At 60.7% G+C, this 21,149-nt stretch carries 23 protein-coding genes and 1 tRNA gene; 12 read left to right on the top strand and 12 right to left on the bottom strand.

Features of this window, described 5'->3' with window-relative positions:
- Nucleotides 1-62: 62 nt before the first annotated feature.
- The 6 genes from ACO07C_RS04355 to ACO07C_RS04330 form a co-directional block, all read right to left on the bottom strand.
- A complete protein-coding gene (locus ACO07C_RS04355; RefSeq protein WP_421913002.1) occupies nucleotides 63-707 on the bottom strand; it encodes a TerC family protein in 645 nt (214 codons plus the stop codon).
- Between the two features lie 191 nt (nucleotides 708-898).
- Nucleotides 899-1,288, bottom strand: a complete 390-nt coding sequence (locus ACO07C_RS04350) for a DUF930 domain-containing protein (RefSeq protein ID WP_421917437.1) — start codon at nucleotides 1,286-1,288, stop codon at nucleotides 899-901.
- Nucleotides 1,191-1,394 carry a hypothetical protein gene (locus ACO07C_RS04345; RefSeq protein WP_421917618.1) on the bottom strand — a complete coding sequence of 68 codons (204 nt, stop codon included), beginning with the start codon at nucleotides 1,392-1,394 and terminating at the stop codon, nucleotides 1,191-1,193. The genes ACO07C_RS04350 and ACO07C_RS04345 overlap by 98 nt, the downstream gene beginning before the upstream one ends.
- A gap of 35 nt (nucleotides 1,395-1,429) precedes the next feature.
- Nucleotides 1,430-1,651 carry a hypothetical protein gene (locus ACO07C_RS04340; protein ID WP_421913001.1) on the bottom strand — a complete coding sequence of 74 codons (222 nt, stop codon included), beginning with the start codon at nucleotides 1,649-1,651 and terminating at the stop codon, nucleotides 1,430-1,432.
- A 28-nt stretch (nucleotides 1,652-1,679) separates the two neighbouring features.
- A complete protein-coding gene (locus ACO07C_RS04335) occupies nucleotides 1,680-2,528 on the bottom strand; it encodes an ATP-binding protein (protein WP_421913000.1) in 849 nt (282 codons plus the stop codon).
- Nucleotides 2,529-2,542: 14 nt separating this feature from the next.
- On the bottom strand, nucleotides 2,543-3,463 hold the full coding sequence (locus tag ACO07C_RS04330; protein WP_421912999.1) for a DMT family transporter: 921 nt from the start codon (nucleotides 3,461-3,463) through the stop codon (nucleotides 2,543-2,545).
- Between the two features lie 96 nt (nucleotides 3,464-3,559).
- Here ACO07C_RS04330 and ACO07C_RS04325 point away from each other — a divergent pair, with 96 nt between their 5' ends.
- Nucleotides 3,560-4,333: an AraC family transcriptional regulator gene (locus ACO07C_RS04325; RefSeq protein ID WP_421912998.1), complete on the top strand. Its 774-nt coding sequence runs from the start codon at nucleotides 3,560-3,562 to the stop codon at nucleotides 4,331-4,333.
- Between the two features lie 63 nt (nucleotides 4,334-4,396).
- On the opposite strand, the gene ACO07C_RS04320 is transcribed toward ACO07C_RS04325, so the two are convergent.
- Nucleotides 4,397-4,486: transfer RNA gene (locus ACO07C_RS04320), tRNA-Ser, on the bottom strand.
- 730 nt (nucleotides 4,487-5,216) lie between these two features.
- On the opposite strand from ACO07C_RS04320, the gene ACO07C_RS04315 reads away from it, so the two are divergent.
- From ACO07C_RS04315 to ACO07C_RS04285, 7 genes are all read left to right on the top strand, one after another.
- On the top strand, nucleotides 5,217-6,446 hold the full coding sequence (locus ACO07C_RS04315) for a septal ring lytic transglycosylase RlpA family protein (RefSeq protein ID WP_421912997.1): 1,230 nt from the start codon (nucleotides 5,217-5,219) through the stop codon (nucleotides 6,444-6,446).
- A gap of 153 nt (nucleotides 6,447-6,599) precedes the next feature.
- Nucleotides 6,600-7,766 (top strand): D-alanyl-D-alanine carboxypeptidase family protein, encoded by a 1,167-nt coding sequence (locus ACO07C_RS04310; RefSeq protein WP_421912996.1) that lies wholly within the window; start codon nucleotides 6,600-6,602, stop codon nucleotides 7,764-7,766.
- 135 nt (nucleotides 7,767-7,901) lie between these two features.
- Nucleotides 7,902-8,576: a dTMP kinase gene (gene tmk / locus ACO07C_RS04305; RefSeq protein WP_421912995.1), complete on the top strand. Its 675-nt coding sequence runs from the start codon at nucleotides 7,902-7,904 to the stop codon at nucleotides 8,574-8,576.
- Nucleotides 8,573-9,628, top strand: a complete 1,056-nt coding sequence (locus ACO07C_RS04300) for a DNA polymerase III subunit delta' (RefSeq protein WP_421912994.1) — start codon at nucleotides 8,573-8,575, stop codon at nucleotides 9,626-9,628. Before tmk ends, ACO07C_RS04300 begins: the two co-directional genes overlap by 4 nt.
- A gap of 123 nt (nucleotides 9,629-9,751) precedes the next feature.
- Entirely contained in the window at nucleotides 9,752-11,305 is a 1,554-nt protein-coding gene (metG, locus tag ACO07C_RS04295) for a methionine--tRNA ligase (RefSeq protein WP_421912993.1), read from the top strand.
- On the top strand, nucleotides 11,305-12,099 hold the full coding sequence (locus ACO07C_RS04290) for a TatD family hydrolase (protein ID WP_421912991.1): 795 nt from the start codon (nucleotides 11,305-11,307) through the stop codon (nucleotides 12,097-12,099). Before metG ends, ACO07C_RS04290 begins: the two co-directional genes overlap by 1 nt.
- A 3-nt stretch (nucleotides 12,100-12,102) precedes the next feature.
- Nucleotides 12,103-12,921: an MBL fold metallo-hydrolase gene (locus tag ACO07C_RS04285; protein WP_421912990.1), complete on the top strand. Its 819-nt coding sequence runs from the start codon at nucleotides 12,103-12,105 to the stop codon at nucleotides 12,919-12,921.
- A gap of 587 nt (nucleotides 12,922-13,508) precedes the next feature.
- Here the strand turns inward: ACO07C_RS04285 and ACO07C_RS04280 are convergent.
- Complete coding sequence (locus tag ACO07C_RS04280) at nucleotides 13,509-14,006, bottom strand: sulfocyanin-like copper-binding protein (RefSeq protein WP_421912989.1); 498 nt, start codon at nucleotides 14,004-14,006, stop codon at nucleotides 13,509-13,511.
- A 243-nt stretch (nucleotides 14,007-14,249) separates the two neighbouring features.
- Between ACO07C_RS04280 and ACO07C_RS04275 the strand changes: the two genes are divergently transcribed.
- Together ACO07C_RS04275 and ACO07C_RS04270 are read left to right on the top strand one after the other, a co-directional pair.
- A complete protein-coding gene (locus ACO07C_RS04275) occupies nucleotides 14,250-14,528 on the top strand; it encodes a PepSY domain-containing protein (protein WP_421912988.1) in 279 nt (92 codons plus the stop codon).
- 43 nt (nucleotides 14,529-14,571) lie between these two features.
- Nucleotides 14,572-15,102, top strand: a complete 531-nt coding sequence (locus tag ACO07C_RS04270; RefSeq protein ID WP_421917436.1) for a cytochrome b/b6 domain-containing protein — start codon at nucleotides 14,572-14,574, stop codon at nucleotides 15,100-15,102.
- 179 nt (nucleotides 15,103-15,281) lie between these two features.
- On the opposite strand, the gene ACO07C_RS04265 is transcribed toward ACO07C_RS04270, so the two are convergent.
- A complete protein-coding gene (locus ACO07C_RS04265) occupies nucleotides 15,282-16,160 on the bottom strand; it encodes an aldose 1-epimerase family protein (RefSeq protein ID WP_421912987.1) in 879 nt (292 codons plus the stop codon).
- A gap of 220 nt (nucleotides 16,161-16,380) precedes the next feature.
- Between ACO07C_RS04265 and ACO07C_RS04260 the strand changes: the two genes are divergently transcribed.
- Together ACO07C_RS04260 and mazG are read left to right on the top strand one after the other, a co-directional pair.
- Nucleotides 16,381-17,565 (top strand): aromatic amino acid transaminase, encoded by a 1,185-nt coding sequence (locus tag ACO07C_RS04260; RefSeq protein WP_421912986.1) that lies wholly within the window; start codon nucleotides 16,381-16,383, stop codon nucleotides 17,563-17,565.
- Between the two features lie 76 nt (nucleotides 17,566-17,641).
- Nucleotides 17,642-18,466 (top strand): nucleoside triphosphate pyrophosphohydrolase, encoded by an 825-nt coding sequence (gene mazG / locus ACO07C_RS04255; RefSeq protein WP_421912985.1) that lies wholly within the window; start codon nucleotides 17,642-17,644, stop codon nucleotides 18,464-18,466.
- A gap of 6 nt (nucleotides 18,467-18,472) precedes the next feature.
- Here the strand turns inward: mazG and hflX are convergent, their stop codons facing one another.
- From hflX to ACO07C_RS04240, 3 genes are all read right to left on the bottom strand, one after another.
- Nucleotides 18,473-19,864 carry a GTPase HflX gene (gene hflX, locus ACO07C_RS04250; protein ID WP_421912984.1) on the bottom strand — a complete coding sequence of 464 codons (1,392 nt, stop codon included), beginning with the start codon at nucleotides 19,862-19,864 and terminating at the stop codon, nucleotides 18,473-18,475.
- Entirely contained in the window at nucleotides 19,865-20,110 is a 246-nt protein-coding gene (hfq, locus tag ACO07C_RS04245; RefSeq protein ID WP_006202172.1) for an RNA chaperone Hfq, read from the bottom strand.
- A 145-nt stretch (nucleotides 20,111-20,255) separates the two neighbouring features.
- Complete coding sequence (locus ACO07C_RS04240; RefSeq protein WP_421912983.1) at nucleotides 20,256-21,119, bottom strand: D-amino-acid transaminase; 864 nt, start codon at nucleotides 21,117-21,119, stop codon at nucleotides 20,256-20,258.
- Between the last annotated feature and the right edge of the window lie 30 nt (nucleotides 21,120-21,149).

The raw sequence follows: 21,149 nt of genomic DNA, 5'->3' as shown, positions 1-21,149 counted from the left end.
CCTTCAATGCGGCAAAACGCACGGCGATTGCCGTGCGAACCGACTTTCCAGAATGGCCAGCCTCAGCTGACCGCGTTGTTGACGTGGGGCCACACCTCCATCGCGCCGCGATAGATCATGTCCACCGCGACATAAAGGATGATCAGCAGACCTATATAGGCGATCCAGCGATGGCGGTGCAGCAACTTGGCGATAAAGCTCGCAGCGAGCCCCATCAAGGCAATCGACAGCACCAGCCCTATGATCAGCACGGTGAAATGATCCCGTGCGGCGCCGGCAACGGCAAGCACGTTGTCGAGCGACATCGACACATCCGCCACGACGATCTGCAATGCCGCCTGGCCAAGGGTTTTGCGCTGCCCCTTCGGGCCGGTGCCATTTGAATTCGACAGCGCCTCGGTCGCCTCCAGCTCATCGGCATGGGAGGTGCGCAACTCGCGGTACATCTTCCAGCAAACCCACAGAAGCAGGATGCCTCCGGCCAGCAGAAGGCCGACGATGGCAAGCAGCTTGACGGTGATCGCGGCAAAGCAGATGCGCAGCACCGTCGCCGCGAGCACACCGATCAGTATTGCCTTCTTGCGCTGTTCAGATGGCAGGCCGGCCGCGGCGAGGCCAATGACAATTGCGTTGTCGCCGGCAAGCACGAGGTCGATGGCGATGACCTGGAGCAGGGCCGATATGCCTGCGGCGGTAAAAATTTCCATCGACTGGAAGCCCCTTGCTGTTCGCCGATTGCCCGCGCCCGATAGGTGCACGCCCTACCGTGTATGATTGAGGTGCGTCAACAGATTGCATCAATGCTGCAACCTTATCCCGGTTGCAAAACAGGATTGAAAAATTGCATTGCCAACACGATCGCAGATCGTCGTGTCGAGAACAATCTAACTGCAGGATCCTAGTTATAGAGATTGTATTTGGACCAGTCAGTTTCTGGAATCTCGTCGCCGATGCGGTAACGAAAGTTCAGAATCTCCATATGATCCGGAGCCGTCTGGCACTTGAATTTCAATCGGTACCACTGCCCCTTGCTGCGAAACGCAGCGCCAGTGCTGCGAATTGCATCGGTACCCATTTCGGGCGTCGCGAAAGCGTAGGCGACGACGCGATCCGCTTTGAACTTGTGATCGTCATGCGTGATCCGGTCGAGGACTTCGGCGTCGCACCGCTGCTCGAGCCGGGTCTGCGGGTCAAGTTTCATCAAGCCCGCGCGCAAAGCGCTGTCCATGGCGTGTGCCGGCAAAGCCGGTGCTGTCGATGCCAGGGCGGCGATGAAAAGCTTTTTCATGGGCGAGACAAGCAGCATATTTTGTCTGAAAAATCAACCAAGGGCTGTTTTGAACGATTTCGCCTTCGGCAAGAAAACGAGCAAGCGTTCTCAGCGGATCGACCATAAATCCCGTGTTATTTCAATGAATTGCAGCGTCAACTAATCAAACAAGATCGAATATAGACTGCGATTGGCGAACACGATCACAGAACTGTTCCCCACATCGGCACCCTGTGAGTGCAGCGCCTCGGCTTCGGCGGCGATGGCAGGTTTTTCGCCTTTGACTTGCAAAATGGCGGCAGATGATTCCCCAAAACGTCCGCAAGGGTCTGACTGGCGTTGAAGAAAGCGATTCAACGCATCGCGCGCCGGCTCCGTCACGCGAGCACGCGGTTGACCCCAGCCCTCATCAAGCTGCCAGGCTCTGAACGAATTGCCACGCCGTTCGCCCGGAGCGCGATCCGCGCTGCATCGCCCACTCGAGAGCCCTGCGCCTGAGTTCCTCCAACCCGTGTGGCAACTGGAAGTGCTCGGCATAGGCCATTACCATGTCGAGATAGGCGTTCTGGTCCACGACATGAAAACCCAGCCAAAGGCCGAACCGATCCGACAGGGAGACCTTTTCCTCCACGGCCTCGCCCGGATTGATCGCGGTGGCCTGCTCGTTGTCGATCATGTCCCGCGCCAGTAGATGCCGCCGGTTGGAGGTTGCATAGAAGATCACGTTTTCCGGCCGGCCGGCGATACCCCCGTCGAGGATGGCCTTCAACGATTTGTAGGTGGCGTCGCCGGCATCGAACGATAGGTCGTCGCTGAACAGAATGAAACGCCGCGCACTGGCCGTTTCAAGGATGGCCAGCAACACCGGCAACGTATCGATATCCTCGCGCTGGATTTCGACAAGAGCGATCGGGCTGGCCACGTCTTCCATCTCACCAGCCACGGAGGCATGGACTGACTTGACCAGCGACGACTTGCCTGTCCCCCTGGCGCCCCACAGCAGGGCGTTGTTAGCCGGCTGGCCACGGGCAAAGCGCCGTGTGTTGTCGAGTAGTGCGTCCCGCTGCCGCTCAACGCTTTTCAACAGGCCGATATCAATGCGCGAAATCCGCGGCACAGGCTTCAGCCGACGTTCGTTCGCAACCCAGAGATAGCCCTCTGCGGGTTGTTCCAGGCCCGATGACCGCAATGGCGGTGACAGGCGCTCCAACGCCTCCGCGATACGCAGAAGGATGTCACGGTTTGCATGTTCGTTCATCATCGCGTCTCCCGTCATTCAACCATCTCAGGCATGGCGGGAGCAGCACCTCGAAGCGGTCGCCGGAAGAGTTCGGCGCAGGCGACACCCGCCAGCGCCACGCCGCCGCCGATCACATGATAGGGACGCACCTGTTCACCAAGCAGCACGATCGCCCCAATCGCGGTCAGCACCGGCAGCAGGTTCATGAAAACCGCGCAGCGGTTTGGCCCCAGAATGTGCACGCCCCTGATCCACAGGAACGGAAGAACCACTGATGCCAGGCCGCCGGCATAGGCGATGAGTGGCATTGTCTGGGCGTTCAGCGACCGCAAAGATGCCGGAGTGGCGAGAAACGCCGGGAACATGATCGCGAGGGCACAGATCGCCTGCATGTAGGTCGATTGCCAGCCGGCAACGGGCAGGCTCCAGCGCTTCAGCAGGACGCCATAGAGGGCGTAGACCATGGCAGCGACGAACATGAGCGGATCACCGAGATGGACTCCGTTGCGCGCCAGCGATGCTGGATCACCGCCGCTGACGAGGTAGACATGACCAAGCAACGATAGGATGCCGCCACCAACCATTCCGACCGTCGGCGCATCGTCCAGCAGGACCGCGCTCAACGCCACGGTCAGCAATGGCGTGAGAGCGGTGAACACAGCCATGTTCGTCGCCGTGGTGGTTTCCGCCGCCAGATAGGACAGGCTCTGGAAAAGGCACATCGCAAGGAAGCCGAGGATGGCGAACTGGCCGATATGCGGCCAGATGACCGCCCGATTTCGCCATGCGGGAATGGCAACGAAGGTACTCATCAGAATCACGGCGAGCAGGAGGCGATAGAATGTGATCGCCTCAGGCCCGATCGTATGCGCGGACAGGCGCGAGACGATGACGTTTCCGGACCACAGGACGATGGCAAGGAAGGGATAGAGGAATGCTGATTTTGTTTTCATGAGTTCGCGCCGCTGATGTCTTGACTTGACCTCAGCTAGCGCGTTCCCACTTGGTCCGTATCGCTTTATGATGACCCATCCTGTAGAGATCAGGACATGCTGAACGAGATCACCCGGCGTCATCTGGACTTTCACGACACCGAACGCGCCATGGCGGCGATGGAGGTGAACTATCCCGATGGCTCATCAACCGGTCTTCACGCCCATCCGCGCGGGCAGTTGCTCTACGCGATAGAGGGCGTGATGATCGTTCGCTCCACCATCGGCACCTGGATCGTGCCGCCGAACCGCGCGCTATGGCTGACGGCCGGCCTCGAGCACGAGGTCGGGATGGCTGGCGAGGTCAAGATCCGGACGGTGTTCATCGATGACACGGCGGTTCCCGATCTGCCCGGCAGGACTTGTGTCGTGGAGGTCTCACCATTGCTGCGGGAGCTGATCGTCGCGGCCGTGAAGATACGTGTGGACTATCCGCAGGGCGGTCGGGACGAACGCCTCATGCGCCTGCTGATCGACGAACTGCGCGTGTCGGACGTGCTGCCGCTGCATCTGCCCGTCCCCCATGATCCGCGGATAAAGGCAGTCTGTGAAACGCTGATCGAAAACCCGGCCGAAAACGCCACCGCGGAACAGTGGGCCAGGCGCCTCGATGTGACGGCCAAGACGGTGCATCGCCTGTTCGCGAAGGAAACCGGCATGAGCTTCGCGCAATGGCGCCAGCAGGCGCGGCTGCTTTATGCCCTTCGCAGAATCGCCGCTGGTGAACGGATCATCGATGTCGCCTTCGACTGCGGCTACGCCAGCCAAAGCGCGTTCACCGCCATGTTTCGCAAACACTTCGGCATTCCGCCTTCGGCCTTCTATCGTTGAGAGTGCCGCTGAATTCGGACAATGGCGGCAATTCGCGCGCCAGACAGGCCGAATGGAGCGTGGTGGCGGAGGAAGTGGGATTCGAACCCACGGTGAGCTTGCACCCACGCCGGTTTTCAAGACCGGTGCCTTAAACCGCTCGGCCATTCCTCCAGATGGTCTTTCAACCACGGGCGCCGGTTCTGACCGCCTGCAGGCAAACCCGCATGTCGAGATCCGTCGCGCGTCACTGCTCTAGTGTGCCCGACAAAGGCCTGTCAACCGGCACTGTCTATGCGGACCTTGCTGTTGACAACGCAGCGTTGTGCTGGCCAACTCGTTGCGTACGTTCTTTTCGGAGGAGTCCATGAAGAAAATCTACGAAAAGCCAGTTCTGACAAAACGTGAAAAACTGTCTTGTGTGACGGCACAGTCGAACCAGTCGGGAGTGCAGGCGCCACCTTGATGAATTCATAGCGGCAGCTGAACTTCACGCAGACAGACGGCTCGGGCCGGTGACGATCGTCATCGGCCCGTTTCATTGATTTTCGAGCATGAGGTTTATTTTCGATGGGCGTTCCAACCCAGCCCGAACTTGACGCCGCCAACCAACGAGACGGACGCGGATCCCTGGCCGATCGTCGATTTAGCCGACTTTAAGGTCATGCGTGTTTGATCGCCCTGGGGCGTCGGTCGAAAAACCGTTACTTTTCAATCCGATTCACAGTGTGGCGGTATGCCACAATCTTGCCCGGTTCCGGACACAATCGGTTAATACGCTGATAAACAATTCCTGCGCACAAAGGATAGGGGTTCAGGGTCGTTGGCATTGGTGAGAGTGCTTCGGCCCTGATGATGTTCAAGTAGCGATGTCTCTGTCGAGACTGTAGGGGACAATCGGATTATGCAGACTACGGCGCGCCCGCGTATTCGCCGTGTTTCCGCTGTCGCGTTGTTCGTCGTGTCGGCCGCCATGCTGTCGGCCTGCGGGACACCGCAGCCGAAGGCCATGATCGACAAGAGGCCGCGCTCCAAGGAATACTTTTCCGAATCCGAGTATGGCGTGAAGGCCAGCCCGCGCGTCGCCCGAATGGCAGGACTGCGCGGCGGCGGGCGTGACCAACTCGGCAAGCCTTACCAGGTTCGCGGCAAGTGGTACTATCCCAAGGAAGAGAAGAACTACAAGAAGGTCGGCCTGGCTTCCTGGTACGGCGATGCCTTTCACGGCCGGCTCACCGCCAATGGCGAAGTCTACGACATGACGCATCTGACGGCGGCGCATCCGACCATGCCGCTGCCCAGCTATGCACGCGTCACCAATCTGAAGACGGGCAGTTCTGTCATCGTTCGCGTGAACGATCGCGGTCCCTATCACGAAGGCCGCATCATCGATGTATCCGAGCGTGCGGCGCAGATGCTTGACTATGCCAACATCGGCACGGCCGAGGTGAAGGTGGAGTATGTTGGCCGCGCGCCGCTTGATGGCAATGACGATCAGTATTTGATGGCATCTTATCATCCTGGAAACAGGATTCCGGATCCTTCGGATGGCCTGCCGACCGGTGTGATGGTGGCCATGAATGGTCCATCGCCGAGCGTGCCGGTAGGCGGCGCGGCCATGGCCGTACCGTTTCCGGGTCAGTTGACGAGTTCCGCACCTTCGCGTCCCGCCGCATCGACACAGGCGCCGGCCTTCGGCGATCTCGCACTGCCTGATTTCGGACCTATCGTGCCGGAGCGTCCGGAAATAGGCTTGCCGGCGCAATCGCCGTTTGCCATGGCGTCGCTGTCTTACGCGGATGAACGCGTGCATCGCGCCTCCGACGTGTTTGCCTCGATGGGTGAAGACGGCATGTCGCCCGCCGACCTCCTGCAATCATGGAAGCGGCAGGCTCCGATGGCCGATTCCGCTTCGGACTATGTCGCCGCCGGATCCTTCGCGAATGCCGCCGAGGCAAAACGCGTAGCAGCCAAGCTGGCTGAATTCGGCAAGACCGAAATCCAGCGCTCCGAACTTGATGGCGAAGACTGGTATTCAGTCAATCTCTATCCGGACGGGCACCGTAGCCTGGACGAAATGCTGCAGGCGGCGTGGTCGCATGGTGCGCCTGACGCGCTTGTTGTGCGCAACTGATCCCGAGAAACCGAAAGTCTGGCGGTATTTACGTCGCGCGGTTGATCCGCCGGGAAAAAGCCTGATAGCTTTGCCCCGCTTATGCATGTCACTCCCCCAAAACCGAGGTCAACTTTGGGCGACATGCACTAACCGGCAAACGGGTCGAACTTCATGAAATTTCGCATTTCGGCGCCTTTGGTCGGATTTCTGGGGTCTATTCTTCTGCTGTTTTCGCTGGCGCCAGTCAGCGCACAGCTTTTCGAGACCAAGGCCGCCCAGGCGTTCATGATCGACGCCGAGACCGGGACGGTGTTGTTTGCCAAGGACGCCGACAAGCCCTTTCCGCCGGCGTCGATGGCGAAGCTGATGACGATGGAAGTGGTTTTCAACGCCATCAAGTCCAAGCGCATGACACTCGATGACACATTCGTGGTCAGCGAGAATGCGTGGCGCAAGGGCGGCGCCCCTTCGGGAACATCGACGATGTTCGCGAAACTCAAATCCTCGATCCGGGTCGAGGATCTGATCCGTGGCGTCACCATCCAGGCCGCCAATGACGGCTGCATGATCCTTGCCGAGGGCATGGCCGGATCGGAACAGAATTTCGCCGCGCAGATGACCGAGCGCGCGCGACAGATCGGCCTGCGCAAGTCGACGTTCGTCAATTCAACCGGCCTGCCGGCCGATGGCCAACAGACGACGGTGCGCGAACTGGCACAACTGGCCCTGCATATCCAGCGGGAGTATCCGGATCTCTATGCCTATTTCGGCGAGAAGGATTTTACCTGGAACAAGATTTCCCAACGGAACCGCAATCCGCTGCTGGCCATGGATATCGGGGCCGATGGCCTTGCGGTCGGCACGAGCGAGGCAGGCGGCTTCGGCATCGTCGCTTCCGTCAACCATAATGGCGCGCGGGTCATCGCGGCCATGAGTGGGCTGGCAAGTGACCGTGAACGCGCCGAAGAGGCGCGCAAGCTGCTCGACTGGGGCGCTCGTTCCTTCGAGAAGACCCAGATTTTCGCCAAGGACGAAGTGGTTGGCGAAGCCCAGGTTTTCGGCGGCGTGAAATCCGGCGTGGCCTTGAAGGCAAAAGGGCCCGTGAACATATTCCTGCCCATCACCAACCGCGACAAGCTGACAGCCAGGATTGTCTATGACGGGCCGGTCACCGCGCCGGTGGAGGAGGGGCAGGCGGTGGGTGCGCTGCGCGTGTGGATCGGTGACACGCTGAGCCAGGAAACGCCGTTGTTCGCCGCGGAATCGGTCGGCACGGGCACGCTGCCACAGCGCGCGCTCGACGCCGTGAAGGAACTGGCGGTGGGCTGGCTGCGGTAGCGTCAACGGCGTGGACCTTTTACTGGGTCCGGACTATTAGGTCGCCACCATCAAGACATGTTGCGGACGCAAAACCGATTCCGATTTTCGGGCTCATGCGTTACGTTCACCACGAGCGTGGATAAAGGCTTTCGTTTGTCGAGCGGATTTTTCATCACCTTCGAAGGCGGCGAAGGAGCAGGCAAGTCGACGCAGATCGAGCGGTTGGCCAGGAAGATGCGCGCCAAGAAGTACGATGTCGTCGTCACGCGCGAACCGGGAGGCTCGCCCGGAGCCGAGGCCGTCAGGCATGTGCTGCTCTCCGGCGCGGCCGAGCCGTTCGGTCCCAAGATGGAGGCGCTGCTTTTCGCCGCCGCCCGCTCCGATCACGTCGAGCAGGTCATTCGCCCGGCGGTCGAACGCGGCTCGATCGTGCTTTGCGACCGCTTCATGGACTCTTCGCGCGTCTACCAGGGGGTCACCGGCGACATCGACCCGGCGTTCATGGACGCGCTTGAAAAGGTGGCCGTCAACGGCATGGTGCCTGACATGACGCTAATCTTCGACATCGACCCGACGGAGGGGCTGCGTCGCGCGACCGTGCGGCGTGGCACGGAAGCGGTCGCCGACCGCTTCGAGAAGGAGACCCTGGCCATCCATCAGCGGCGCCGCGACGCCTTCCTGGCGATCGCCGCTGCCGAGCCAGAGCGCTGCGTTGTCATCGATGCGTCCGCCGACCCCGACACGGTCGAGAATGTCGTCACAGCCGCCGTATTCGCGGCGCTGGAGACACGGACGCCGCCCAACAAGAGACAGGCGACGCCCGCATGATTTTCGAACGCATCGCACCCGAACAGCATGACACGCTTGACGGCGTGCCGGAGCCTTCCGAGACGCCCCGCCTGGTAGGACACCTGCAGACGGCCAACATGCTCGCTGCCGCCTACCGCTCCGGAAAGCTGCCCCATGCTCTGATTTTCGCCGGACCGGTCGGCATCGGCAAGGCGACGCTGGCTTTTCATCTGGCGCATCATCTGCTGAAACATCCGGCCTTTGAACAGGCGCCGCCATTCTTCGCGGTTCCGGATCCAGCCTCCTCGCTGTTTCGCCAGATTGCTACCGGAGCGCATCCATCAGTGCTGCACTTGACCCGGCCGGCAAATGACAAGACCAAGAGCTTCAAGACCGTTGTCACCGTCGACGAGATCCGCAGGGTCAACCGCTTCCTGTCCATGACCTCGCATGACGGCAGCTACCGGGTGGTGATCGTCGATCCGGCCGACGACATGAACACCAATGCGGCCAATGCCTTGTTGAAGAATCTCGAAGAGCCGCCGCCTCGCATCTTGTTCATCCTGATCGTCCACGCACCAGGCAGCCTGCTACCGACCATTCGGTCGCGTTGCCAGATGGTGCGCCTGGCGCCTCTCGATGCCGAGGATCTGATGACCGTCCTGGAGACCGTCGAGCCGGCGCCGCCGGATGATCCTGCTGCGCGCGCCGCACTGGCCGAACGGGCAGGGGGCAGCGCGCGCACGGCGATCCTGCTGACGCAATATGGCGGACTGGAGATCGCCAGCACACTGGACGCCCTGGTGACCGGAAGGAAAAGCGATGTCGCTGGCGCCTATCGCCTGGCGGAAGCGGTGGCGGGCCGCGACCAGGCGATACAGTTCGACATTTTCAACCGGCGCGCGCTCGACCTGCTGTCGGATGCGGCAAGCCAGGCCGCATTGGCCGGCGACCTCGTGCGCGCGAAAACGCTGTCCGATACTTGGCATGAGACGCTGGACGCGATATCTGAGACCGAAACCTACAATCTCGACAAGAAGCAGCACGCTCTGATCATGATCGACCGCCTGAATTCTGCAATGCGAATGTGACGGTTTCCATGCATGCCGCTGCCCACTTTCGGATGGCATGCATTGGCCTCGGTATGGCAATCACCACCCCGATGCGATATCCACCGCCACAACTGACATTCAGACATTCATGACGGTTCATTCATGTCACGCGACAAATTCTACATCACGACAGCGATTTCCTATCCCAACGGCAAGCCGCATATCGGCCATGCCTATGAGCTGATCGCGACCGACGCGCTCGCCCGCTTCCAGCGCCACGATGGCAAGGAGGTGTTCTTCCTCACCGGCACCGACGAGCACGGCATCAAGATGCTGCAGACCGCGAAGCGGGAAGGCATTTCGCCGCGCGAACTGGCCGACCGCAATTCAGCCGACTTCAAGCGTATGGCCGCGGCCCTGAACGCCTCCAACGACGACTTCATCCGCACGACGGAAGAACGGCACTATGCGTCGTCCCAGGCGATCTGGAAGGCGATGGCCGCCAATGGCGACATCTACAAGGGCGGCTACGCCGGCTGGTACTCGGTGCGCGACGAAGCCTATTACGGCGAAGAAGAAACAGAGGTCCGGGCGGACGACGTTCGTTACGGTCCCCAGGGCACGCCTGTCGAATGGGTCGAGGAAGAGAGCTATTTCTTCCGGCTGTCGGCCTATCAGGATAGGCTGCTGGCGCTCTATGAAAGCCAGCCCGATTTCATCGGCCCGGCCGAGCGTCGCAACGAGGTCATGAGCTTCGTCAAGTCGGGCCTGAAGGACCTGTCGATCTCGCGCACGACCTTCGATTGGGGCGTGCCGGTACCGGGTGACGACAAGCATGTGATGTATGTGTGGGTCGATGCATTGACCAACTACATTACCGCAGTTGGCTATCCCGATGAAAACGCTGACAAATGGGAATTCTGGCCAGCGGATGCGCATATCATTGGCAAGGATATCGTTCGCTTTCACGCCGTCTACTGGCCGGCCTTCCTGATGTCGGCGGGAATCCCTCTGCCGAGACGTGTCTTCGGCCACGGCTTCCTGTTCAACCGCGGCGAGAAGATGTCGAAGTCGGTCGGCAACGTCATCGACCCGTTCACCATGGTCGAGCACTACGGCCTCGACCAGGTGCGCTACTTCTTCCTGCGCGAGGTGCCGTTCGGCCAGGATGGCAGCTACAGCCATGAAGCAATCGTCAACCGGACAAACGCCGACCTTGCCAACGGTCTCGGCAATCTGGCGCAGCGCTCGCTGTCGATGATCGCCAAGAACTGCGGCGGCGTGGTGCCGAAGCGCGGCGACCTGACTGATGACGACAAGGCGATCCTTGATCAGGCGGTGGCAGCGCTTGCGGCCGCGCGCAGGGCGATGGCGGAGCAGGGCATTCATCTGGCGCTCGCGGCGATTTTCAACGTTGTGGCGGAAGCCGATCGCTACTTCGCCTCGCAGGAACCATGGGCACTGAAGAAGACCGATCCGGCGCGGATGGAGACGGTCCTGTGGACAACCGCTGAAGTCGTCCGGCGCGTCGCATTGTTGTGTCTGCCCTACATTCCGGGATCGGCCAACAAGCTTCTGGACCTGCTGGCCGTTCCCGCGAACAATCGCGATTTCGTGCATCTCCACGCGGATCATGCGCTGGTTCCCGGGACCGCTCTCCCGGTGCCGGAAGGTGTGTTTCCACGCTATGTCGAACAGCCGGACGCGAACGCCTGATGCTTGTCGACAGCCACTGCCATCTGGACTTTCCAGATTTTGCCGAGGAGCGGGCGGCCATCGTCGCCCGCGCCATGGCTGCCGGGGTCGGCCGCATGGTGACGATCTCGACAAGGGTGAGACGCTTTCAGCAAATCCTTGAAATCGCAGAGACTTTTGACGAGGTTTATTGTTCGGTCGGCACCCACCCGCACAATGCCGCCGAAGAACTGGACGTCACGGATGCGGAGCTGATCCGTTTGTCTGCCCATCCCAAGGTGGTTGCGATCGGCGAGGCCGGTTTGGACTATTTCTACGACAAGGCGCCGCGGGCGGCGCAGGCGCAGGGTTTTCGCACCCACATCGCCGCGGCGCGAGAGACCGGGCTGCCGCTCGTTATCCATTCCCGTGAAGCCGACGACGACATGGCCGATATCCTCACGCAAGAAACAGGGAAGGGTGCCTTCCCCTTCATCCTGCACTGTTTTTCTTCCGGGCGGAGACTGGCCGAGGTTGGTGTCGCACTGGGCGGCTACATTTCCTTTTCGGGGATTCTTACCTTCAAGAATTCGGCCGAATTGCGCGCCATTGCCGCTGACGTGCCGCATGACCGCCTGCTGGTGGAAACCGATGCACCATACCTCGCGCCGATACCGTTTCGCGGCAAGCGCAACGAACCCGCCTATGTCGCGCATACGGCCAAGGTGCTGGCGGAAACCATCGGGATCAGTGAGACGGAGATCGCAGCCGCCACGACCGACAATTTCTTCCGCCTGTTCCGGAAGATGCCGCGACCGGACGTCCGGAGCGCCTGAAGCATGACCGATCGGCTGCGCCTGACCATTCTCGGCTGCGGCTCATCGCCTGGCACGCCGCGCATCACCGGCGACTGGGGAAATTGCGATCCGGCGAACCCGAGGAACCGGCGGATGCGCACCTCTGTTCTCGTGGAGAGGATCGCGGAAAATGGCGCCAGGACAACGGTCGTCATCGACACCGGGCCTGACTTTCGTGAACAGATGCTGCTGGCATCCGTCAGGCGCATCGACGGTGTCGTCTACACCCATCCCCATGCCGACCATATCCACGGCATCGACGACCTGCGTGGCTTCGTCCTCGACCAACGCGAGCGGATAAACGTTCACGCCGACCAGGCCACCATGTTCAGGTTGCGAGAAGCGTTCGGATACTGCTTCGAGACGCCTCAAGGCAGTTCCTATCCGCCGATCGTCACGCCGCATCTCATCGACCATGGCAGACCGGTGACCATAGCGGGAGAGGGGGGCGCCCTCACCCTCGAGCCGCTTCGGCAGATCCACGGCGATATCCTATCGCTGGGTTTTCGCATTGGCGGGCTGGCCTACTGTCCGGATGTCAGCGACTTCCCAGAGGCTACCATCGAGCGGCTGAAAGGCCTCAAGGTGCTTGTTATCGACGCGCTGCAGTACAAGACGCACCCAAGCCATCTGTCGCTCGGCCAAGCGCTTGGCTGGATCGAGCGGCTGGCGCCGGCACATTCCGTTCTGACACATATGCACGTGCCACTCGACTACGCCACGGTCATGGCCGAGACGCCGGCCAATGTCGAGCCGGCCTATGATGGCATGGTCATTGAAATTCCTTTTGAATCAATTTGATGAGAAAGACTCCTCATGGCCGGCAGCTCGAGCGTGTAACCTCAGGCGGCAGCGTACGCCGGCCTCGAGATGGAAATCAGACGCATGGGGCGCCTCGACACGTAAGGCCGAAGAAGCTGCGGCGCTGCGCGGTCGAGGCACAGCAGGAGGCGGTTCTGGAAAACAAGGTCGTCGATGCCGTGGATATGGTCGGCATGGGGCCAAGCCGCTGATATTTCGCACATAATCTTGAGCGCCGGCTATAGTCGTTAGTTCCATTCGAGCGTGTAACCTCAGGCGGCAGCGTACGCCGGCCTCGAGATGGAAATCAGACGCATGGGGCGCCTCGACACGTAAGGCCGAAGAAGCTGCGGCGCTGCGCGGTCGAGGCACAGCAGGAGGCGGTTCTGGAAAACAAGGTCGTCGATGCCGTGGATATGGTCGGCATGGGGCCAAGCCGCTGATATTTCGCACATAATCTTGAGCGCCGGCTATAGTCGTTAGTTCCATAATCTATCTTATGCGACTTTTATGTCAACTCAAACAGCGGGCTTACGAGCTTCTCGTGATCCACTCCCTCCACCGTAACCGCACCGCCGTTCAGGACTCTATGGATCGACGGTGAATTCGGTCCACATGCCGGCTTCATAGTGACCCGGCACGTTGCAAATAAGCAAGTATTTCCCTGGCTTCAGGTCTACGGTCAATGTGCCTGATTTCCCTGGATCAAGTTCCGAAACTTCGCCCTTGTCTCCTGCCTTGTCTTCGTCGACGCGGTTCTCATTGCCGATGTAAGGAAGTGGCTTGGTCGGATCGGCCAGATACATCACGATCATTTCGTGAATGGTGTCCTTGGAGTCGTTTTTCACTTTGAATGTTACCTCGCCCGCCTTCACCGCGTTTGGCGAAGCCTTGATGCCCATTGTGGCCTTTGCGGGATTGAGGCCCGGCGTCGCGTAAGCAAGCCCCATCGGCATTTCCGCATTCGCGCCCTTGTCCCACATCGATACCCTGACAGTCGAGGCAGCTTGCGCGATGCCTGCACTGCCTGCGATTGAAATTGCGGCGGCGATCCCGAGCACTGCTCTTCTCGATATGCTTTTCATGACAACCTCCTGGAGACGGTGGCAGAAGCGCTCTGCATCTCGGCCCTCATCCTGCTCGCTGCGTCACCCTCCGTCCTTGCGCCAGATCAAACTGACCCGGCGCAAGCCAATCGGCGGCACCGACGCTGCTGTCAGCCAGTTGTCAGCTTGAACCGGCTATTCGCACCAATGGCGGTGACGTCGCCATCTGATAGGAACCGGTCGACGCAACATCCGCAGCCAACCATCCCGCATGGAGCTATCATGTACCGCACACTCGTTTTCACCGCCCTCGCCGTCATGGTTGCAGGACCAGCGCTCGCCGCCGGCGGCAGCTGCAGCACCGCCCCGAAATCACAGTTCAAGCCCAAAGCCACACTTGAAAGCCAGTTGGCCGGCGAAGGCCTCACCGTCCGGCAGATCAAGGTCGAGAAAGGCTGCTACGAAGTCTATGCTGTGGACAAGGCCGGCAAGAAGGTGAACCTGGCCTATAATGCCGAGACCCTTGAAAAGCTCGACAATGCCGAAGCCGGCGAAAACTGATCGGTCCGTTTCGACAGCGGCAGACGCGCAGCCATCGCCGAAGATGGTGCGCGTCTGGGATCTGGTCGTGAGGAGTTTCCACTGGGCACTGGTACTGAGCTTCGTTACCGCGTGGCTTACCGATCATACCTCCGAGGAGATCCACCACTGGGCCGGGTACGCCGCCGCCGGACTCGTCACTATGAGGCTTCTTTGGGGGGTCATCGGCACGCCCTATGCGCGCTTCTCGCAGTTCGTGCGCGGTCCAGCAACAGTGCTGCACTATCTCGGCGCAATACTCAGCGGCCGCGAAGCTCGCTATCTCGGCCATAACCCGGCGGGCGGCGCGATGGTGATCGTGCTGATCGTGGCGATGGGTTTAACCGCGTTGACCGGCTGGCTGATGACGACAGACGCCTATTTTGGCGTGCCATGGGTCGAGACGACGCACAGCTTGGTCGCACACGGCTTACTCCTGCTCGTGTTCTTCCACATCGGAGGCGTTGCTCTGGCTAGCTTTCGCCATCGCGAAAATCTCGTCCGTGCCATGGTCACGGGGCGCAAACGTAAGGCTGAGCAGACGGATGTCGCCTGACGAACTGTCATCGCACCAGGGTCGTGATAGTCCGTGAGGCCGCGACGCTACACGATCGCACAATATGTCCAGGCTCGCGGAGCGCGCTCCGCGAGCGCCTAGATTTCGATTGGGCATGCACGCAACGGTTCCGAACTGTAGTTATCGTGAAAGCTGCAGAACCGACCCTGGCCGCACCATCATCCTGTCCGCAGACCAATGCTGTAACTCAGCATTCGCTTTTCCGTCGGCGCAATGAGCATCAGTCCAGGCTTTTCGGTAAACTCGCCATCGAAATCCACCGGACTGGCAATGCCATGCCATGGTTCGATGCAAAGGAATGGGGCACCGCCGGGCTTGGACCAGATGCCCAGTTCTTGAAAACCGTCCCAGGACATGTTGATGGCAGGGCCGCCTTTGGCGGCGTAGCGCACGAGGCGACTTGCTGGCCGATCCAGAATGACGGCGTCGTCGACAAACAACTGCTCGGAAAGATCGAGGATCTTGCCGTCAACGGGCGTCGGCTGCGATGCAGCCAGCAACAGACCATCCTTCAGGCGGCGGATTGGAGCACGCTCGGCTTCGGAAAAGGTAAGTCTGTAGTCTGGCTTGGCCAGATCCGGCCGCAGCGGCCAGTTGAACGCCGGATGCGCGCCGATCGACGCCGGTAGTGTCTCGTTGCCTGTATTGGTTATTTCAAACCGTACACAAAGCTCTAGGCCCGAGACCGAATAGGTGATGGCTAGGCGGAAGGCGAACGGATAATGCGATCGGGTATCGGCATCGTCGGTGAGAACCAGCGTGCAGGAGCGCGGTCCCCTCTCCGCCCATGCGAACTGTCTGTCACGGGCAAAGCCGTGCTGCGTCATCGGGTAGGTTCGGCCTTGGTGACGCAATTGGTCGCCCTTCAGACGGCCCACGATGGGAAACAGCACCGGCGAATGGCGCCTCCAGTCCGGCCCGGCCTGCCACAAGAGCTCAAGCCCATCGGTGTTTTGCAGGGAAACGAGTTCCGCGCCTTGTGCGACTACGGTCGCCGAAATGCCGTCACCATGGAGCGTCTGGCTGTCCTGTGCCACAAGTCCTCGCTTTGTCGGTCCGTTTTGCCTTGCTGCTGGCACGTTAGCAAAAGCGTCGGCAGTCTCAAAGCTTGGCCGCTTGCCCGCGATTCATGAGCCAGTGACGCCGCCCCGCCCGTGGAACGCCATTGATACGCTTTCGGCCTGGCGCAGTTGAAACTACTGGTGAATGACGACCAATTTGCGTATCACTCCGCCGCGCCAAAACAGGACCCTGATGATGTTCGAAGACCTGCAGCCAGCTCCAGCCGACAAGATCCTTGCCCTGATCGGACTTTACCGCGCCGATCCGCGCCCCGACAAGGTCGATCTCGGCGTCGGCGTCTACAAGGATCGCGATGGCAAGACACCGGTGATGCGCGCCGTGCGAGAGGCTGAAAAGCGTCTGCTGCAGAGCCAGGATACCAAGACCTATCTCGGCCTCGCTGGCGACACCGCCTTCAACACAGCGATGGCCAGATTGTCCTTTGGCCAGGCCGCCGATCTGACGCGGATTCGCGCTGCGCAGGCGCCGGGCGGTTCCGGCGCGCTGCGCCTTGTGGCCGAGTTGCTCAAGCGCACACGCTCGGACGCAACCGTTTGGCTGTCGGACCCTACATGGCCGAACCACATGCCGGTGATGCGCGCCGCCGGCTTGCAGATCCGCGACTATCCATATTTCGACGCCACCTCCGGAGCCGTTCGCTTCGACGACATGCTGGCGGCACTGCGGACGGCCAAGAGCGGCGACGTGGTGCTGCTGCATGGCTGCTGCCACAACCCGACGGGCGCCAACCTCAGCGAGGCGCAATGGGCCGAGGTTGCCGAGTTGCTGCTTGAGCGCGGCCTGCTGCCCTTTGTCGATATCGCCTATCAAGGTTTTGGCGAAGGCCTCGACGCCGATGCCGCCGGCTTGCGGATTTTGGCCGCGAAGGTTCCCGAAATGGTGGTCGCCTCCAGCTGCTCGAAGAATTTTGCCGTCTATCGCGACCGCGTCGGCGCGGCGATGGTGATGGCGAAGGACGGGGCTCAGGCGGATGTGGCGATGAGCCAGATGCTGTCCGCGGCGCGCGCAATGTATTCGATGCCGCCGGATCACGGCGCGGCCGCCGTCCGTATCGTACTGGAAGACGCCACGTTGCGCGCCGACTGGGAGGCGGAGCTCGAAGAGATGCGCCTGCGTATGCTCAGGCTAAGGGTCGCATTCGCCGACGCTTTGCGGCGTCAGTCCAATTCGGACCGCTTCGATTTCGTCGCCAGCCATCGTGGCATGTTTTCCCGACTTGGCCTTTCCGAAGCCCAGGTCGAACGCCTGCGTATCGAGTACGGCGTCTACATGGTCGGCGACAGCCGCATCAATGTGGCGGGTTTGCCTGAAGATGGCATGGATGCGCTCGCCAAGGCCATTGTATCCGTACTGGATTGATGCCAGCTGTGGACAAGCTGCCGACGCCGGCTGACAGCGTTGGTCGCGCGACGGGCCGCAGGATAGCATCACGCATATGAAGCCATCGAAAGACATTTCCCGGCTGATCGAGATCATGGCGGCGCTGCGGACGCCCAAGACCGGCTGTCCCTGGGACATCGAGCAGGACTTCTCGACCATCGCGCCCTACACGATCGAGGAAGCTTACGAAGTGGCGGATGCCATCGCGCGCGGCGATCTAGACGATCTGCGCGACGAACTTGGCGATCTCCTGCTGCAAGTTGTCTATCATGCGCAAATGGCCGAAGAAGCCGGCGAGTTTGCCTTCGGCGACGTGGTCCAGGCGATCACGAGCAAGATGATCCGCCGCCACCCCCATGTCTTCGGCGATGAGAAAGCCCGCAGTGCCGGAATGGCCAAGGGCATGTGGGAGAAGATCAAGTCCGAGGAGAAGGCCGAGAAGCGAAGCGCGCGCCTTGCCCGCGGGCTTGACCCCGAAGACAATGGTAAGGGCTTTCTGGACAGTGTTCCAGTCGCCCTGCCCGCTCTGACCCGCGCGCTGAAGCTTCAGGAGAAGGCCGCCCGTGTCGGCTTCGACTGGAGCGAGGCAGCACCGATCCTCGACAAGATCGAGGAAGAGATCGGCGAGTTGCGCGAGGCTCTGGCCAGCTGCGATACGGCGTCGATCAAGGACGAATTCGGCGACATGCTGTTTGCCTTCGTCAATCTCGGTCGGCACCTCAAGGTCGATTCCGAAGCGGCACTGAGTGGCACAAACGAAAAGTTCCGCTCTCGCTTCCACTATGTCGAACAGGCGTTGGAAGCATCCGGCAGCACGCTCGAAAAGGCTGATCTGAGCGAGATGGAAGCGCTCTGGCAGCAGGCCAAGAGCGCGAAATAGCCGCTCCTACCCGTTGTTCTTGCGAAGCAATCGGCTTTCGATCTCTTCACGGGCGCTTTGCGTGGCCTGCAGCGATATGGTCACGCTGCCATCCTCATTGTCCGCCCTGGAGACCACGTCCCCGTTGCGATACAGCCAGTCGACAAGGCCGAACTGCGCCGGCTCGATCGTAACCGTCAATGACTGAAGCTCGCCGGACACCCTGGTCTCGATGATCGCCTTGAGCGCATCGATCCCCTCGCCGGTGATCGCGGAGATTGCAATCGGTGGCGCCTTGCTGCTGTCGGCACCGTCGGCAAGCAGCCGGTTTCGGTTGCCCTCATCGAGTTGGTCGATCTTGTTCCATACCTCGATGACGCGCTTGTCGTCGCCGGCATCCACACCGAGATCGGCGAGGATGCGCTCGACATCCTCGGCCTGCGCTGCAGTATCGGCGTCGGAAATATCGCGCAGATGGACGACCAGATCGGCTTCGACCACCTCTTCCAGTGTCGCACGGAACGCCGCGATCAGATGCGTCGGCAGATCGGAGATGAAGCCCACCGTGTCGGAAAGGATTATTGGCGTCCCATGCGGCAGGCGCACACGGCGCAGCGTCGGATCAAGCGTGGCGAACAGCATGTCCTCGGCCAGGACGTCAGCTCCTGTCAGCCTGTTGAACAGCGTCGACTTGCCGGCGTTCGTATAGCCGACGATCGCGACCACCGGGAAAGGCACCTTCTTGCGCTTGGCGCGGTGCAGGTCGCGCGTGCGGCGCACCGTTTCGAGCTCGTGCTTCAGCTTGATGATCTTTTCCTGCAGCTGCCGCCGGTCGGATTCGATCTGCGTTTCACCGGGACCGCCGAGGAAGCCGGCGCCGCCGCGCTGCCTTTCAAGGTGGGTCCAGCTCCGGACGAGACGACCCTTCTGGTAGTTGAGGTGAGCAAGTTCGACCTGCAGCGTGCCTTCCTTGGTTCTTGCACGCTCACCGAAAATCTCGAGGATAAGCCCGGTACGGTCCAGCACCTTGGCGTTGAATTCCTTTTCGAGATTGCGCTGTTGCACCGGCGTCAGAGGATGGTCGACAATGACCAGCTCGGCGTGGCCCTCCTTGACGATTTCGGCGAATTCCGCGACCTTGCCACTGCCGAGCAAGGTCGCCGGCCGTGGGTCGTTGACCGTAACCACCGCGGTATGGATCGGATCGAGATTGATGGCGCGGGCAAGGCCGACCGCCTCGTCGTGGCGTGCGTCTGCGGAACGCGTCAACCGGGGACGATTTGTGTCATCGTCACTGCGCGGCTGGCGGGTGAGCACAGGTACAATGACAACGGCCCGGGTCGGCCCCTTGGCTTCCATCCCCGGCGGCTGTGCTGATTTTCCACGAACGCCGCGGTCCGCGTCTCTTTCACGTGCCAATCAGGCGCCCTGGCTTTCCTCGCCATCGAACATCTGAACCGGCTGGCTCGGCATGATCGTGGAAATGGCGTGCTTGTAGACAAGCTGGGAGTGCCCGTCCCTGCGCAGCAGAACACAGAAATTGTCGAACGAAGTGACCACGCCGGTCAGCTTCACGCCGTTGATGAGAAAGATGGTGAGCGGGTTCTTGCTCTTGCGAACTGAATTCAGGAACAGGTCCTGAAGATTTTGCGATCGTTCCGCCATTGTTCTTGTCTTTCGCCGATCCCCTTCGGTTTGCAAGCCAATGCGCCAAATTAACCGGCCCATGTCAAGCGCGCAAACACCTTCTTGTCGTCAGGAACGACAAGCAGAACGAGATATATTGATGTTCATTCCACCTGTGCGGTTATCAGGCTGGACTTTTTTCCGCAATGTCAAAAAATGCCTGCCTCAACGAAAGTGTAATTGAACCTGGGTGGCCGTTGGCAACGGGATCACCATCGATCGCCACGATCGGCATGGCGATCGTGGTCGCGGAGCTAAGAAATGCTTCCCGGGCTGCCTTTGCCTCGGCAACCGAAAAGCCACGCTCCTCCACCTTCAACCCGAGCTTGGCGGCAACCTCAAAAAGAGTTGTGCGGGTGATGCCGCGCAAAATGCCGTGCTCGGCCGGCCGCGTCACCAGCACGCCGTCCCTCGTGACGATCCATGCGTTGGATGATCCGCCTTCCTTGACGTTGCCGTCAACGTCGACGAACCATGCCTCCTGGGCGCCGGCTTCCTTGGCTTTCTGCTTGGCCAATACGTTTGGCAGCAGTCCGACGCTCTTGATGTCCACCCGGTCCCAACGGTTCTCCGGCACGGTGATGACCTTGATGCCGGTCTCGGCTCGCTTCACGTTTGCCGCGGGATCGGCCTTCTTCGCGGTGATCACCAATGACGGTTTCGTGCCGTCGACCGGGAAAACAAAATCCCGGCTGGCGACGCCGCGCGTCACCTGGACATAGACCAGGCCATTCACGACATGATTGCGATTGACCACCTCGCGCAGGAGGAATGGCAACACGCCTCGGCTGACCGGCCACTCGATCGACAGTTCGGTCAAGGAACGGTTCAGCCGGGCAAGATGGCGGGGCATGTCGACAATAAAACCCCGTGCAACCTCACAGACTTCGTACACGCCGTCGGCGAATTGATAGCCTCGATCCTCGATGTGCACCGAAGCGTCGGCGTGAGTGACGTAGCGGCCGTTCACATAGGCAATGCGCGACATGGTCCACCCTTGCAGGAATTCTAGGGCTTT

It is taken from the genome of Mesorhizobium sp. (genome assembly GCF_965229135.1).
Lineage (GTDB): Bacteria > Pseudomonadota > Alphaproteobacteria > Rhizobiales > Rhizobiaceae > Mesorhizobium.
This window is presented reverse-complemented; position numbering and strand designations above follow the sequence as displayed.

Excerpts from the sequence above, each read along its gene's own strand:
- ACO07C_RS04355 (WP_421913002.1), bottom strand. The coding sequence starts at position 707 with ATGGAAATTTTTACCGCCGCAGGCATATCGGCCCTGCTCCAGGTCATC.
- ACO07C_RS04350 (WP_421917437.1), bottom strand. The coding sequence starts at position 1,288 with ATGAAAAAGCTTTTCATCGCCGCCCTGGCATCGACAGCACCGGCTTTG.
- ACO07C_RS04345 (WP_421917618.1), bottom strand. The coding sequence starts at position 1,394 with ATGGTCGATCCGCTGAGAACGCTTGCTCGTTTTCTTGCCGAAGGCGAA.
- ACO07C_RS04335 (WP_421913000.1), bottom strand. The coding sequence starts at position 2,528 with ATGAACGAACATGCAAACCGTGACATCCTTCTGCGTATCGCGGAGGCG.
- ACO07C_RS04330 (WP_421912999.1), bottom strand. The coding sequence starts at position 3,463 with ATGAAAACAAAATCAGCATTCCTCTATCCCTTCCTTGCCATCGTCCTG.
- ACO07C_RS04325 (WP_421912998.1), top strand. The coding sequence starts at position 3,560 with ATGCTGAACGAGATCACCCGGCGTCATCTGGACTTTCACGACACCGAA.
- ACO07C_RS04315 (WP_421912997.1), top strand. The coding sequence starts at position 5,217 with ATGCAGACTACGGCGCGCCCGCGTATTCGCCGTGTTTCCGCTGTCGCG.
- ACO07C_RS04310 (WP_421912996.1), top strand. The coding sequence starts at position 6,600 with ATGAAATTTCGCATTTCGGCGCCTTTGGTCGGATTTCTGGGGTCTATT.
- ACO07C_RS04300 (WP_421912994.1), top strand. The coding sequence starts at position 8,573 with ATGATTTTCGAACGCATCGCACCCGAACAGCATGACACGCTTGACGGC.
- metG (WP_421912993.1), top strand. The coding sequence starts at position 9,752 with ATGTCACGCGACAAATTCTACATCACGACAGCGATTTCCTATCCCAAC.
- ACO07C_RS04290 (WP_421912991.1), top strand. The coding sequence starts at position 11,305 with ATGCTTGTCGACAGCCACTGCCATCTGGACTTTCCAGATTTTGCCGAG.
- ACO07C_RS04285 (WP_421912990.1), top strand. The coding sequence starts at position 12,103 with ATGACCGATCGGCTGCGCCTGACCATTCTCGGCTGCGGCTCATCGCCT.
- ACO07C_RS04280 (WP_421912989.1), bottom strand. The coding sequence starts at position 14,006 with ATGAAAAGCATATCGAGAAGAGCAGTGCTCGGGATCGCCGCCGCAATT.
- ACO07C_RS04275 (WP_421912988.1), top strand. The coding sequence starts at position 14,250 with ATGTACCGCACACTCGTTTTCACCGCCCTCGCCGTCATGGTTGCAGGA.
- ACO07C_RS04270 (WP_421917436.1), top strand. The coding sequence starts at position 14,572 with ATGGTGCGCGTCTGGGATCTGGTCGTGAGGAGTTTCCACTGGGCACTG.
- ACO07C_RS04260 (WP_421912986.1), top strand. The coding sequence starts at position 16,381 with ATGTTCGAAGACCTGCAGCCAGCTCCAGCCGACAAGATCCTTGCCCTG.
- mazG (WP_421912985.1), top strand. The coding sequence starts at position 17,642 with ATGAAGCCATCGAAAGACATTTCCCGGCTGATCGAGATCATGGCGGCG.
- hfq (WP_006202172.1), bottom strand. The coding sequence starts at position 20,110 with ATGGCGGAACGATCGCAAAATCTTCAGGACCTGTTCCTGAATTCAGTT.
- ACO07C_RS04240 (WP_421912983.1), bottom strand. The coding sequence starts at position 21,119 with ATGTCGCGCATTGCCTATGTGAACGGCCGCTACGTCACTCACGCCGAC.